We start from the raw sequence: 13,731 nt of genomic DNA on the forward strand, positions 1-13,731 counted from the left end.
TACAGAGATCAGAAATTGTGAAGCGGTTGGCGCTGTAACACTCAACCCAGATAAGGCACCAGAAGAAGGCGTAATAAATGCAGCTTAATATTTAAACAAAGAGTGACAACTATCTTGAAAAACACCGGTATTAGGGATCCGCATGTTTATGGAACACATGAATATGCCATTAGATGTTCAGGACAGGCTTTATGATGAAATTTCCGCCCTCAAACACTTAGATCAACATCAAGTCAGTAAAGTGATTGAAACCTTTGGACAATCGCAGCTCTCTGAGCGATTAAGCTACTGACGGAGCGTTTAAGCGAATGATTGGGCGATTATATAACTGAGTGATAATTTACTGAGTAGCCATTTGCTCAGTAACAATTTGCTCATAAACAAGTGACCGCGTAGAAAGCTAAACACTTAACCTAATCTAACTGCAAGCTTGTCTTGAGTTTGCACATCCATATTTGTTGCACTTTTAAAATCAGCAATTAAATTTTCCATTTAGCTTCATTAAAAACCGACAAAAAAGGCCAGTTAATACTGGCCTGTTAAGCTAAATCAAGACTAGGTTTGAGCCGATAAACGGTAACGCAGCACCTTAAGCGACTTCTCTTCCGACACATCCATAAACGCTGGCGGATTGGCTAAGCGCTCTATGTATTCGAGTGCTGGCGCCGCATCTGCAACCTGCTGGCGTAGGAAAGTGGTATCGAGCTCGGGTGCATTGAGGCAGAGTAACACTTCACCATTATCGGCTAGTAACTCAGGTAAACGCCTGATTAAACGCACATAATCCTTAGTCGCGACAAAACTGCCCTTTTGATTGCTCGGTGGATCGGCCACAATAATGTCGTAGGGACCGAGCTTTTTCAGTTTGCCCCAAGATTTAAAAATATCATGGCCTAAAAAACGTGCTCCCGCACTAAAGCCATTCAGCAAATGATTCTGTTTGCCTATGCCTAATGCGCCTTTGCTCATGTCCATATTGACCACTTCATCGGCGCCGCCTTGTAATGCCGCGACCGAGAAACCACAGGTATAGGCAAACAAATTAAGCACTTTTTTATAGCGGGTATTTGCTCTCACCCACTCGCGGCCGTTAGCCATATCGAGGAATAAACCGTGGTTTTGTCCGCGCATTAAATGCACCTGAAAGCGTGCGCCATTTTCACTAACAATATGCGGCTCAGGCACTTCGCCTTGCAGCACTTGAGTAAAGGTCTCGCCCGCACTACGGTATTGATAGACTAAATTCAGTTGGCTATCAGGACGAATGACCTGCCAACGCGCCGCAATAGCCTGCTGGCATGTGGCTAAATCGTCATCGGCTAAGGGAGTGAAACTGGTCAGTAATAGCACTGGCGCAAACCAATCTAAACATAGGTGTTCACAACCCAAATAGTGTCCACCGCGGCCGTGGAACAACCGCACTGCATCATCACCTAATTCAATTGTCGCTAGCGCTTGTATAAAACTTTGCATCTTCTATTACTTACTCTCTGTTGTACTTATATCGGCGTCATCGCCATCGGGACTTGAGTTTTCCGTGTTGCTGGCCACGAACTTATCTTCAACATCGTCCGATAATAAAATGGCTAACCAGTTACCACTCTTACTCGATTCGAGGGCAATTTTAACCACCATAGTCAGCGGCACCGACAGCAACATGCCGACAGAACCTAGCAACCAGCCCCAAAAAATTAACGATAAAAACACCACTAAAGTCGATAAGCCTAAGCCGCGGCCCATAAATTTAGGTTCAATCATATTGCCCATCACCATGTTGGCACCGACATACAAAAACGCAGTACCGCCAGCCGCCGCAGGGCCAAGCTGAATGAAGGCTAATAACACCGCAGGAATGGCGGCGATGATAGAACCGATATTGGGAATGTAATTAAATAGGAAGGCGATCACCGCCCATAGCATGGCGTAATCCACACCAATAATGGTTAAACCGACACCGACGATAACCCCGGTCGCTAAACTCACTAGCGTCTTGATCACCATGTACTGATTAACCGATTGCAAAAAGCGGTCAATCTGCTTGAGGCGCATATCGGGATCGTCCAGCGCCAGATGCAATTTCTTTGGCAACGATTGTGCTTCAAACAGCATAAAGACGATGGTTAAGATGATCAGAAATAAATTCGCCATCACATTGCCGACACCCGACAGCATATTAGTGGTCATAGACAAGGCCATGCCAGGGTCAAAATACGCTAACACTTGATCCTTCGAAATCTGAATATTGAAGGAATGTAACTTATTTAATATCCAAGCAAATTGCTCGACTAACTGCACCCGATATTGGGGCAATTGTTTGGAGAACTCATTGACTGAACTGCCGACAACCGAGGCTAACCAGAGGCCCATCAACACAATAAAGCCCATCAAGAGGATCACCGCAAGCCATTTAGGCACACGGAATTTTGTCATTAAACCAATCGCGGGATTGCAAATCACCGCCAGAAAACTGGACAGCACAAACGGCACCACAATCGGGCTCGCCGCCTTAATCCCTGCCAAAATAATCACTACAAAGGCCATAACCGCAAAGCCACGGTAAGCAGCGGAGGGCGCATTAGGTCGCGTCATTTATTAAAAATCCTTCTTGATCTTAGATAAAATTGTTAGGCTAACCCGAGAACACACTTAACCTCAGAAACCTTAGCTTAAGATAGCCATTTGCCATTATGAAACCAGAAACCGCGATTATACGCATTAAAAACTTAAGACTTCGTACTTTTATCGGCATTAAAGAAGATGAAATTCAAAATCGCCAAGACGTGATCATCAATGTCGTGATCCATTATTGTGCCGAGCGTGCCCGTAACAGTGATAATGTTGAGGATGCACTCAATTACCGCACTATCACCAAAAAGATCATTGAGCTGATTGAGAATAACCGTTTCTCATTACTCGAAAATCTTACCAGCCAAACGCTGGCCATCGCCAGTGAGCATCCTTGGGTTGAATTTGCCAGTGTTGAAATCGACAAACCCCATGCCCTGCGCTTTGCCGATTCAGTCTCTATGGAGTTGTGTTATCAGAAATAATCTCGCTAGAAATACCCAGACTAAGTGATCGTTGCACACCGTATTTCGGTATATATCCTCAGAGCTCAACCGATAAGAGAGGTTCCATGAATATACTGATCACTGGCGCAAGCGGCTTTATTGGCCGCCAATTAGTCGAACGATTGGCGCCCCATCATCAACTGACGTTATTAACGCGTTCAGTGCAACAAACGCAAAGAATTCTCGGTAATCAGCACCATTACCTTGAGAGCCTCGATGCGCTGAGCGACCTGAATCATATTGACGCCATAGTGAATCTTGCGGGCGAGCCGATCGTCGCTAAGCGCTGGAGCAAAAACCAGAAGCAGCGGATTTGTGATAGCCGTTGGGATATCACGGCAAGATTAACTCAGCTAATACAGCAGAGTAGTAATCCGCCTAAGATCATGGTGAGTGGTTCGGCAGTCGGTTATTACGGTCGACATGATGATAAATTGCTCGATGAATCCAGTGGTGCCCATGTTGAGTTTAGCCATGACATCTGCCGAAAATGGGAGCAAGAAGCGCTTAATGCAAACACTGAGCAAACCCGCGTCTGCATTATCCGTATCGGGATTGTGTTAGGAAAAGGCGGCGCATTAGAGAAAATGCTACCGCCCTTTAAGCTCGGACTCGGTGGCCCAATTGGTCATGGACGTCAAGGCATGAGCTGGATCCATGTGCAAGATCTCATCTCCCTTATCGACTTTTTACTCAGCCAAGAACATTGCAAAGGCGTATTCAACGCCACTGCCCCCAACCCAGTCAGTAACGCTGTGTTTACCAAAGCGCTTGGAAAAGCACTCAATCGCCCCGCCCTTATCACGACTCCACCACTTGCGTTACGCTTGGCTATGGGTGAAATGTCGGAGCTGCTGACCGAAGGACAGTTTGTTTATCCTAAACGCGCCCTCGAAGCCGGTTTTCAGTTTCAATTCAGTGACCTCGACAATGCCTTAACCGACGTGCTAGCCAAATAGACTAGCACGCTGATGCCAACCATCCCGCGGAATCTTGCATTAAACATCGACTATTCGGGCGCTAATGCGCACGAATTTCGGTGTTAAGGCTGGCTGGATGTTGACGTAAGCACAAGAGTGACTTTATCAACATTAGAAAAACAATATCGCAACATCATGATTTGTAATGTGATTTAGCGACAGCACGACACTTTTCTGCTAAACTCGCCTCCATTCGGTCATAGGAGGCACGCATTAATCGCCTCGACCTTGACCACAGATAGACTCAGCAACACCTCATAAATAGACAGTTATTTATGCTCAAGAACAGGCTATTTAATCTGCTGTTCTTGGCCTGTAAACCATAAAACGAAACACACTCGCGCTCACTCATCCTTTAAATTTTTATCGGATTGACACTGATCTGTCCTCGACATCAAGCGCTTAACATCCAGCATTAGCAGGTACTTCATAACAAGATGGGTGACTCCTCAATGGGCATTGTGCTCACTGAAATGCCCACACTAAGACAGTTTGTAAGGAATTTTCATGCACACGACCTATACGATTGGCGAGCTAGAATCATTTTTAATTGCCATTTTCGTGCTGTTTATCGGCCACTCCATCAATCGCCATGTACGTGTCTTTAGGCAATATAATATCCCCGAACCCATAGTGGGTGGCCTCGTTGTCGCTGCGGGTGTCGCATTTCTTCACTTTCAAAATATCAGTCTCGACTTCAGCTTATCGCTGCAAAATACCTTAATGCTGATGTTTTTCAGCACGATTGGCCTCTCGGCAAACTACAAGCTGTTACTCAGCGGTGGTAAAAAAGTCTTTATCTTTCTGGGTGTTGCCTCGATTTATATTGTTATCCAAAACGCCGTCGGCGTCAGTTTAGCCAATCTGTTAGGGCTCGACCCGATTATGGGCCTTATCGCAGGGTCAATTACCCTGTCGGGTGGCCATGGAACGGGCGTCGCTTGGTCACAAACCTTTGCGGAAAACTACGGTATCAATACTTTAGAGTTTGCCATGGCCGCGGCGACCTTTGGTTTAATCATGGGCGGGATCATAGGTGGCCCCGTTGCGCAGCGATTAATCGGTAAACATAATCTTGTCTCTCGCTATGGGATTGGTCGCAAGCATCACAGTGAACATCCGCATTTAGTGACTTACGATCAGTTAGAAGAAGATCAAGTCACAGCCAAAACCATATTAGAAACCCTGTTTGTACTGCTGCTATGTGTTGCAGGCTCAAAATGGCTCACGCTGTGGATCAGCCAATCGGGCATAGCTTGGCTCAAAATGCCCGACTTTGTTTATGCTCTCTTCCTTGGCGTTATCATCGCCAATATCACTGAACTCACCCGCGGCTATAAGCCCCATACTGAAAGCATCGATGTCATAGGCACAGTCGCTTTGTCACTGTTCCTTTCTATGGCTTTGATGACCTTAAAGTTATGGGAAATTTTTGATTTAGCCATCCCGCTGCTCGTCATCTTACTGGTGCAAACCGCAGTACTGGCGGTGTTCGCCTATTTTGTGACGTTCAAAGTGATGGGCAGTAATTACGATGCGGCGGTGATCACCGGTGGCCACTGCGGCTTTGGTATGGGCGCAACACCAACGGCGGTAATGAACATGGGCGCGCTCGTCTCGCGCACAGGGCCGTCGCCCCAAGCCTTTATGGTTGTGCCTATCGTCGGCGCTTTCTTTATCGACATCGTTAACTTGATTGTCTTGCAGGGCTATCTGAGCTTTATGAAGTAGTCGCTTTTGAAGACGTTGCTTAAAGTAAAGCATCGTTGAATCAACCAGCTAACAAAAGGGCGCCTCATTCGGCGCCCTTCTTTATGGTACAACATCACGTAGACTAGAATCCGTGCATGCTAAAACTCGCGCATGAGACGCTCAGGTCGAGGCAAGTAATGATCATCATAGTCAAGGGAGAAAACCACTAAGCTTGAACGGCCTACAATCTCATCGCGTGGCACAAAGCCAATGACCCGAGAATCAGCGCTGTTATCTCGATTATCACCCAGCGCTAGATAATGCGCGTCTGGCACAGTGACAGGTCCAAAATTGGCGAGCCTTGAGGCTACAGGATTAAGGCGAATACTGTGGGCCATACCGAGTAAGTTCTCCTGCATTTCTGTGACATCAGCGGGAGCATAAGGACTCAATGCTTGGGATGTGTAACTAAGGGGTTCGCCATTCAAATACAAACGATTATCCCGCATCATCACAGTATCGCCTGGCACAGCAATCACCCGCTTAATGAGTTTTTTATCGGCCTTTTTCGAATCGAACACCACGATATCACCGCGGGCGGGATCCGCCAGTTTGACTAAGGCGATATGGGTAAATGGCACCCTAAGATCGTAGGCCATCTTGTTCACCAGAATGCGATCTCCCTCGACGATAGTCGGCAGCATAGAACCCGATGGCACTGTATTCCAATCAGCCACAGCGCTCCTGAACACTAACATTAAACTGATAAACAGAAAAAAGGAGCGGTTATCCTTAAGCAGTTTGGTTATTCCTTTGAACATATATTCCCTCTCTATGGCATGTATAAGCTAGTCGCTGTTCTCAGTTAGATAGACCCATTGCGTTGCACTAAGTTCTGTTGCTACCAGCTTAAGCACAGATCAATTTGTAAGCCGATGTAAAGACGCATGTTCATGCTCATATTCATATTCATATTCATATTCGAGTCATGCTCAAACTCAGCAGAATCAGCAAGACAATAAAAAAGCACTGAGCTTATGCTGCATCAGTGCTTTTTATTGTTAACGCTGTCTACTTAAGTCATAAACGTAAGTGTTAGCCCGTGCAAGCAACCACTAGCTGTCCGCCTTTAATAGCTCAGAGCAAGATTGGCTGAGCAATTGTCGGCAACGCCACACCCCAAGTAAGGCCACGATTAAAGCGCCAGAAACAGGGGCGATTCCCCACCAAGGCCAGTGCATATACACATTAAGCTCAAACACTTGCGTCTTAAGTAAATATAACGCAAATTCGGCCACTATGACAGCTAACACTCCCGCAATACCGCCAAGCAAGGCGAACTCTAAACCCGTTGCACTGCGCAATAACCATCCCGAAGCGCCAAAGGTACGCAGCACAGCCAGTTCGCGCTGCCGAGTTGCCATGCCCGCTTCAGTTTGTGCAATCAATACTAACGCACTGGCCAGTAACACTAAGGCCAGCACTAAGGTCAGCGACAGCGACACTTGCTCTATGATCTGCCGTAACTGCCCCACCATAGCGCCCACATCGATGATCGATATGGTCGGGAACTGCTGAATAAGCGCAAGGATTACCGCATCCTTAGGCGTACCATCGGCACTCAGTGCTTGGCCGTTTGTTGCTGGGTCATTTGTTGACTGGTCATTCGTAGCTTGCTGATCATTCAGATAAAAACTCGCCATCGAGGTATAAGCAAAGGGCGCGAGGGCTTCTTCGGTAAAAATCATAAAGAAGTTCGGCTGCAGCGTTTCCCAGTGCACGGCACGAATACTGGCAACTTTAACTGTGAGCTCTTGATTATCAATCACATAAGTCAACTTATCGCCAATGGCAATACCTAGACGCTCCGCCACGCCGGACTCCACCGACACTTCATCGGCGGCTTGATTAAAATGCCCCTCTAACAGTTCGTTGTTAGCAGGCAGCGTATTACGCCACGTTAGGTTTAACTCGCGCGAAATGCCCACTCTTCCCTTTTCACCCGCTTCTGACTGTTCATTCGAAATCAGAGCTTCACCGTTAATTTGAGTTAATCGGCCACGGATCACCGGATAAATGTCCGTCGCCACTATCCCCTTCGCCGTCATGAAATCATTCAAGGGCTTTGCATCGTCGGGGGCGATATTAACGAGGAAGTAGTTAGGTGCATTTTCGGGCAACTGCTTTTGCCACTCGTTGAGCAAGTCTTGTCTTAACGCCAAAATCGTCAATAACAATACCAGTGCGGCGCTAAATCCCACTAATTGCACCGCATTTTGCCGCGCACGACGTCTCAGCCCTGCCAGTGCCAACTGTAAGGGATTGGTGGTTTTCATACCAACACTGTGGCCTAAACGTATCATCACAAAGCCAAGCACACTTAACAGCACACCGAGCAGCAACACCGCCGCGACCACAGTCAGGGTCAAAGCCCAACTTTGGGAATACAAATAGCCCAGTAACGCCATCGCCCCTAAGCTCAAAAGTAGATGCAGCCACATCCCTAGCTGTAAGCCTTCTAACTGACGCTGTAGCACTCGTAGTGGCGGAATAGCCAGCAAGCGCATCAGTGGATAAGCCGAAAACATAAAGGCGCTGATAAGCCCTGTGCTTACGCCGAGCAATAAGGGCCGTGTGAGTGGCGGCGAATAGGCGGCAATTTCGGGCGGCAATAGATAACTGATCCCAAGATCGAGTAACACACCACCGATAAGGCCAAGCACAATCCCCATTAACGTCACTAACAATAAGTGAGTGCCGAACAACAACCGAATTTGCTTTGCTGAGGCGCCAAAGGTTTTCAGCATGGCCACCACATCGTAATGGCGCTGACAATAACGCTGGGCGGCAATGCCTATCGCGGCGCAGGCCAGTGCAATGCCCATCAAACTGGCTAGTAGTAGGAAGCGCTCAGCTCGCTTAACTGCTCCCGCTATCGGCGAATCACCGGATTGCACATCGACCCAGCGCTGGGTGCTATTGAGAAGCGGTTTAACACTTTGCTCAAAGGCCGTAAGCGAGGCTTCATCGCCAGCAAATTGATACAGATAGGTCACGCGGCTGCCCGGTTGAATCACTCCCGTTTTGGCGACATCTTCCATGCGCATCAATACCACGGGCGATGAAGCAAAAGGATTAAAGCCCGCGTCGGGTAAGCGGCTTATTTCATTGCTGAGCACAAATTCGCTGTTACCTAGTTCGATGGTTTTAGGATAACCGAGGAGTCCACCTAAGCGAGTCTCAAACCAGATTTCACCCGCTTGAGGTAAAGCCTTGGTTTTACCGCTGGTGAGTTCAATGTCACCCTTGAGTGGATAACCCGTTTCAACGGCGCGAACTGTGACTAACTGAAACTTATCACCCGAATAGACCATGGAATTAAATTGCATGTTCGTCACATGCTTAAGCCTAAGATCTTCGGCTTTGGTTAAAATCGCCGCATCAATTTTAACCGGCGAATCGATAATCCGATCGGCGGCAATAAACTGCGAAGCTTGGCCAGTGATCGCCACTTGCAGGCGTTCACTCACCCGCGCCAGCCCACTCACAGATAGTACCGCGAGCGTAATAGCGAGGATAATCAATAACAATTGCCCTTGCTGTAACTCGCGCTTAAACAGGCGCCATGCCAGACTTAACTCCATTGTTAAGCCTCCTTAGCATCGGCGAGCGGTGCTGTATGCGCCGTATCTTCCTGTAAATGGCCGTTATCCATCACGAGCTGCCGCTCACAACGCTTTGCCAATAGTAAATCGTGGGTGACGAGGATAAGAGTGGTGTGGCTTTCTTGATTCAGTTCAAACAACATATCGGCAATTTTATGGCCGTTGACGCTGTCCAAGTTACCTGTGGGTTCATCGGCAAACAGCACTGTGGGCTCACAAATAAAGGCACGGGCAATCGCCACCCTTTGCTGTTCTCCGCCCGATAATTGTTTGGGTAAATGGGTCAAACGATGGGATAAACCGACCCGCACCAGCATGGCTTGGGCTTTTTCCTTAGCATTGCTCACGCCCGCAAGCTCGGCGGGTAACATGACGTTCTCCAGCGCGGTTAAGGTATCCACTAACATAAAGGATTGAAAAATAAAGCTGACCTTCTGTTTACGCAGCGCGGCTTTTTGCTCTTCATTTAGTGGGGATAACGCCACGCCATCGAGCCAAATTTCGCCAGAGGTAGGCGTATCAAGCGCCGCAAGCAGCCCGAGCAGGGTAGACTTGCCCGAACCCGACGGGCCAAGAATAGCCACACTCTCACCTTGCTTGACATCTAAGTTAATGCCCTTGAGGATAGTGAGCGTTCCTTCCTGAGTAGTCACTGATTTTTCGAGGTTAACAACATTGATGGCACTGTTTTTTAAGATGACGTTAGACATAGGATCCTTCTTATATAAATCGTTCTGGTATCAATCGAGAGCGAAGACCCTGGGGGCATTCATCCTATTGAGTGTATTCATGGCCACGCCAGCGCACGCGGCAAAGGTGTTGATCCTCGGCGACAGCTTAGGCGCTAGCTATGGTATGGCAGAACAGTCAGGCTGGGTGGCGCTGCTGCAAAAAAATCTGCCCGAACATCAATTTACTAATGGCTCAGTGAGTGGCGAAACCACAGCTGGCGGCTTACGCCGATTACCCGCCTTACTCGATTCCGTCGCTCCCGACCTTGTGGTCGTTGAACTGGGTGGTAATGATGGTTTACGTGGATTCCCCCCAACGCAACTTGAAAATAATCTAATCCAAATCATTACCCTAGCCAAAGATAGCGGCGCAAAAGTGCTGCTGACCGAGATCATGGTACCGCCTAACTATGGCCCTCGCTACACCCAAAAGTTCACCCAAGTGTATCAAGACATATCCAAAGCACAGGATATCGTGTTGATCCCCTTCTTTATGCAGGATATCGCGCCCCATCCAGAATTAATGCAACGGGATGGCATTCACCCCAACGAAAAGGCGCAGATGCAGATAGCAACTTGGATGCAACCATGGATAGAAGATGCGTTAACCCAATAAAATAGCTGCTATTTTAAGCTGCCGAACCGCTTACTTAGCTAAACTCATGCTCAACGGATAAAAACGTGTTCTAACGCAAGATTAACCCTATAGATAAACAGTAAAATTCGTGTTAGCAAATGGTTAACTCAAACAAGGAGTCAATATGTCCCTTAGCCATCAGCAAAAAGTGTACATACCCAAGGAAGCCCGTACCAATCAATACATCACAGCCGAAATCAAGGTGACGGATGAACTACTGAGTCAATATCCTGATTATCAAAGCTGTTATCAAACCTTAAGCCGTTTGATATTTAATTTGGCAGAACAACACGATCTGCGTAATGTCCACGTGATCACTAACGATAAACTGCCTGTTGTCCGTTACCACACCGAAGCCTATTGCTTCCAAACCACTGAACAAATTCTATTTTTTTATAATCCAGCCTACCACGAAGCCCAAAATTTATTCTCGCAAGAAAACTATCGCGCCCGTAAACTGCGCATTGTCTTCCTTGCCACGGGTGAAGATATCCGCAGTAATTCCGCCAGTTTCCACATTAGAGTGCGCGAATTACTGACAGAATTGATGCCTTTAATGCCGATAAGCGATCTTAAAGTTAAGGTCCGCGACCATCAGCATTTATCCTATGATCTGTTCGCAAAAGCCAAGGGCTATAAAGAAACCTATGGCTATAAACTGCGTGCCATCGGCCCAAGATATAAAGCCAGAAAGTGCGAATTACCAGAGAACGTCAGCTCTCTCACTTATGTAACAGTAAGCTTGCCACTGAGTCGTAAACTTAAGCAGGGTTTATTACCTGACTCGGCAACCGACTTTACGCCTTTATATCAACACCTTGAAGATTGCTTCCTCAAAGCGGCAGCCAACAAACAATTGACGCGTCTTGCCATGATAGCAAACGGCTTAACCCCGCTGGTGCGTAACAGTAAGTTTGAAAAACTCGACAGCAAAGCCGAAGTACAAATGATAGGGTTCGATCCTAATGCGATTGAGCAACAAGTGATCCGTCGCTGGAATGCCGATAACTTAGTCGAAGCCGCGCACTTCACCATAGTCGCGGGCACCAAAGACTGTGATGATTCAGGCTTCGGACGCTTTATGAACAATGTCGAAACAGCCCTGAAGGCCTTCGCCGCAGATATCGGTGTAGACCCAGAGCGTGAAGATCTCGTCGTACGCTTCCATCAACATATCAGCTATCAAATCTGATTAACGCGACATTCAATTCGCGAAAAACCAAAGGGCGCATTCAGCGCCCTTTTCTTTCTGAATGTATTTAAGCTGATATCGGTGATGGGTATAACTTAGCTTTTCAACCAATGCTTTATGATAGTCACCACTTTATCGTAATCATCATCAAAGCTATGGCCACCGTCTAACTCCATCACAGTCACATTCGGCTGTTTTACCACAGGACACAAATGCTTAGGGGCATCATCGTCTTTGCCATATAAGCACAGCATAGGTACTGTCGTCTGCTTATTCACCTCGGGCAACGTAAGATAACTTGCGGACTCATTGCTAGACGTGACGATTTCACTCACATGCACTTCAAAATCCGACGTCTGCGAAGGTGACAATAACACCCCGCCGAGGATCTTATGGCGATACTTGAGTGGCAGATCATTAAGCACAAAAGGAATAATTTCGGCGCCAAATGAATAGCCAACCAATACCACCTTTTGTGTGCCAAATTCGGCCTCGTACTTATCGATGATGGCTATGGTATCTTGTGTCACATCCCTGGGATCCTTTTGTTTCCAGTAGTATTTTAGTGAACTCCACCCCACGACTGGCCAGCCCTGTTTTTGCAATAACTGGCTCACACCTTGATCTAAATTAGCCCAGCCACCATCGCCACTCATAAAGATGACTAAGGGCGGCTTTTTCGCACTCGATTTGTCATTCGCGCTGCTAGCGACTGGCAGAAGTGTCAGGCCGAGAGAGTCTGCAAAGTCATCGGCTAAGACACTAAAACTACTGCAGAACATCATCATAAGGCTGAGTATTTTCACAAAGGATTTATTCATCGTTCACCTACTTTTTAAATACACCGGTTGCACCACGACTCGTTAATGTCACTAAACTGCCCACTACAATTGGCAGAGATAATCCGCCATAACAAATCAAATACTTGGCCTCCCACGTTGGATTAAACTTATCCTTGTATCTTCTAAGCCCCTGAAAGTTATAAAACTTATTACCCTTCTTATACACAACCTTCGCTAGCTTAGTCCAAAATGGCACCAACGCTCTGTCAGTCAAGCCTGACATAGGCGCCATCCCGAGATTAAACCTCTGATAGCCTTGCTGTTTTCCCCATAGCAATAGCTCAGTAAACAGAAAATCCATGATATTACTGCTCGATAATTTAGGCTCGTAACGCATCAGATCGACAGAAAATTCAACCTGAGCGGTACTGGCCCAAATATTTGAAAACGCCACGAGTTCGCCGTTTGCATACACTAATGCCATAGGTGTCGAACACAGATAGGCTGCAGAGAAATAGCCGACAGAAAACCCCTTTTCGCGCCCTTGCTTCGCCTTCAACCAAGTCGATGATATGGCTTCTAATTGTGGCAGTATGGCCCTCACTTGGCTCGCCTCAATCACAGCAAAACTTAAGCCTTCACGCTGCGCCTTGGCATGACTCTGGCGCAAACTCCGATAGCGACTCGACGGTAAGTCAAATTGGTCGAGCTGAACAATCGCCTCCTCGCCTAATTTATATAAACCTAATCCTTGCTCTAAAAAGCTCGGCACTGAAGAATCCCCTGATGATTTACAAATAAATCATCAAATTAGGGTGGAAGCGCATCTTGTTGCATGATCAAATGGTTTCGCCAAAAACTACACTTGGACAACAAGATGCGCGAAGCCAATATCCTACAACATTCTTTACACCAATACTGCCCAGAACTTCACCTAAAACGATTAAACAGCTTGATGCTGGCCTCTAAGGCACTGATTGA

The 13,731-nt window shown here is 47.1% G+C and carries 12 protein-coding genes and 1 pseudogene; 6 read left to right on the forward strand and 7 right to left on the reverse strand.

What is annotated here, in order from left to right; all coding sequences use genetic code 11:
* Positions 1-148: 148 nt before the first annotated feature.
* Positions 149-292 (forward strand): hypothetical protein, encoded by a 144-nt coding sequence (locus K5Q99_RS19780; protein WP_220777889.1) that lies wholly within the window; start codon positions 149-151, stop codon positions 290-292.
* Between the two features lie 263 nt (positions 293-555).
* On the opposite strand, the gene K5Q99_RS19785 is transcribed toward K5Q99_RS19780, so the two are convergent.
* On the reverse strand, positions 556-1,473 hold the full coding sequence (locus tag K5Q99_RS19785; RefSeq protein ID WP_220777890.1) for a class I SAM-dependent methyltransferase: 918 nt from the start codon (positions 1,471-1,473) through the stop codon (positions 556-558).
* Positions 1,474-1,479: 6 nt separating this feature from the next.
* Positions 1,480-2,589, reverse strand: a complete 1,110-nt coding sequence (locus K5Q99_RS19790; RefSeq protein WP_220777891.1) for an AI-2E family transporter — start codon at positions 2,587-2,589, stop codon at positions 1,480-1,482.
* A 98-nt stretch (positions 2,590-2,687) separates the two neighbouring features.
* Here K5Q99_RS19790 and folX point away from each other — a divergent pair, with 98 nt between their 5' ends.
* The 3 genes from folX (at position 2,688) to gltS (ending at position 5,782) form a co-directional block, all read left to right on the forward strand.
* Complete coding sequence (gene folX / locus K5Q99_RS19795) at positions 2,688-3,050, forward strand: dihydroneopterin triphosphate 2'-epimerase (protein WP_006082167.1); 363 nt, start codon at positions 2,688-2,690, stop codon at positions 3,048-3,050.
* A gap of 86 nt (positions 3,051-3,136) precedes the next feature.
* Entirely contained in the window at positions 3,137-4,030 is an 894-nt protein-coding gene (locus K5Q99_RS19800; protein ID WP_006085415.1) for a TIGR01777 family oxidoreductase, read from the forward strand.
* Between the two features lie 528 nt (positions 4,031-4,558).
* Positions 4,559-5,782 carry a sodium/glutamate symporter gene (gltS, locus tag K5Q99_RS19805; RefSeq protein ID WP_006082169.1) on the forward strand — a complete coding sequence of 408 codons (1,224 nt, stop codon included), beginning with the start codon at positions 4,559-4,561 and terminating at the stop codon, positions 5,780-5,782.
* A 119-nt stretch (positions 5,783-5,901) separates the two neighbouring features.
* Here the strand turns inward: gltS and lepB are convergent, their stop codons facing one another.
* The 3 genes from lepB to K5Q99_RS19820 all read right to left on the reverse strand — a co-directional run bounded on the left by lepB (position 5,902) and on the right by K5Q99_RS19820 (position 10,118).
* The gene (lepB, locus tag K5Q99_RS19810; protein WP_220777892.1) at positions 5,902-6,564 is read right to left on the reverse strand and encodes a signal peptidase I; all 663 of its coding nucleotides are present in this window, start codon (positions 6,562-6,564) and stop codon (positions 5,902-5,904) included.
* A 294-nt stretch (positions 6,565-6,858) separates the two neighbouring features.
* Positions 6,859-9,387 carry an ABC transporter permease gene (locus K5Q99_RS19815; protein WP_220777893.1) on the reverse strand — a complete coding sequence of 843 codons (2,529 nt, stop codon included), beginning with the start codon at positions 9,385-9,387 and terminating at the stop codon, positions 6,859-6,861.
* A gap of 2 nt (positions 9,388-9,389) precedes the next feature.
* Positions 9,390-10,118, reverse strand: coding sequence for an ABC transporter ATP-binding protein (locus K5Q99_RS19820; protein WP_006082172.1), 729 nt, complete (start codon positions 10,116-10,118; stop codon positions 9,390-9,392).
* A 79-nt stretch (positions 10,119-10,197) separates the two neighbouring features.
* Between K5Q99_RS19820 and K5Q99_RS19825 the strand changes: the two genes are divergently transcribed.
* Positions 10,198-10,755, forward strand: coding sequence for an arylesterase (locus K5Q99_RS19825; protein WP_220777894.1), 558 nt, complete (start codon positions 10,198-10,200; stop codon positions 10,753-10,755).
* Between the two features lie 145 nt (positions 10,756-10,900).
* Positions 10,901-11,968 carry a DUF3083 family protein gene (locus K5Q99_RS19830; protein ID WP_220777895.1) on the forward strand — a complete coding sequence of 356 codons (1,068 nt, stop codon included), beginning with the start codon at positions 10,901-10,903 and terminating at the stop codon, positions 11,966-11,968.
* 95 nt (positions 11,969-12,063) lie between these two features.
* Here K5Q99_RS19830 and K5Q99_RS19835 read toward each other — a convergent pair whose 3' ends face one another.
* Both K5Q99_RS19835 and K5Q99_RS19840 read right to left on the reverse strand, forming a co-directional pair.
* On the reverse strand, positions 12,064-12,789 hold the full coding sequence (locus K5Q99_RS19835; protein WP_220777896.1) for an AcvB/VirJ family lysyl-phosphatidylglycerol hydrolase: 726 nt from the start codon (positions 12,787-12,789) through the stop codon (positions 12,064-12,066).
* Between the two features lie 7 nt (positions 12,790-12,796).
* Positions 12,797-13,522 (reverse strand): annotated as a pseudogene (locus K5Q99_RS19840) (phosphatidylglycerol lysyltransferase domain-containing protein); the annotation flags it as partial.
* Between the last annotated feature and the right edge of the window lie 209 nt (positions 13,523-13,731).

This window comes from Shewanella hafniensis (assembly GCF_019655335.1).
Lineage (GTDB): Bacteria > Pseudomonadota > Gammaproteobacteria > Enterobacterales > Shewanellaceae > Shewanella > Shewanella hafniensis.

Bases quoted from the DNA above. Each gene is read 5' to 3' on its own strand.
- K5Q99_RS19780 (WP_220777889.1), top strand. From the start codon at position 149: ATGGAACACATGAATATGCCATTAGATGTTCAGGACAGGCTTTATGAT.
- K5Q99_RS19785 (WP_220777890.1), bottom strand. From the start codon at position 1,473: ATGCAAAGTTTTATACAAGCGCTAGCGACAATTGAATTAGGTGATGAT.
- K5Q99_RS19790 (WP_220777891.1), bottom strand. From the start codon at position 2,589: ATGACGCGACCTAATGCGCCCTCCGCTGCTTACCGTGGCTTTGCGGTT.
- folX (WP_006082167.1), top strand. From the start codon at position 2,688: ATGAAACCAGAAACCGCGATTATACGCATTAAAAACTTAAGACTTCGT.
- K5Q99_RS19800 (WP_006085415.1), top strand. From the start codon at position 3,137: ATGAATATACTGATCACTGGCGCAAGCGGCTTTATTGGCCGCCAATTA.
- gltS (WP_006082169.1), top strand. From the start codon at position 4,559: ATGCACACGACCTATACGATTGGCGAGCTAGAATCATTTTTAATTGCC.
- lepB (WP_220777892.1), bottom strand. From the start codon at position 6,564: ATGTTCAAAGGAATAACCAAACTGCTTAAGGATAACCGCTCCTTTTTT.
- K5Q99_RS19815 (WP_220777893.1), bottom strand. From the start codon at position 9,387: ATGGAGTTAAGTCTGGCATGGCGCCTGTTTAAGCGCGAGTTACAGCAA.
- K5Q99_RS19820 (WP_006082172.1), bottom strand. From the start codon at position 10,118: ATGTCTAACGTCATCTTAAAAAACAGTGCCATCAATGTTGTTAACCTC.
- K5Q99_RS19825 (WP_220777894.1), top strand. From the start codon at position 10,198: ATGGCCACGCCAGCGCACGCGGCAAAGGTGTTGATCCTCGGCGACAGC.
- K5Q99_RS19830 (WP_220777895.1), top strand. From the start codon at position 10,901: ATGTCCCTTAGCCATCAGCAAAAAGTGTACATACCCAAGGAAGCCCGT.
- K5Q99_RS19835 (WP_220777896.1), bottom strand. From the start codon at position 12,789: ATGAATAAATCCTTTGTGAAAATACTCAGCCTTATGATGATGTTCTGC.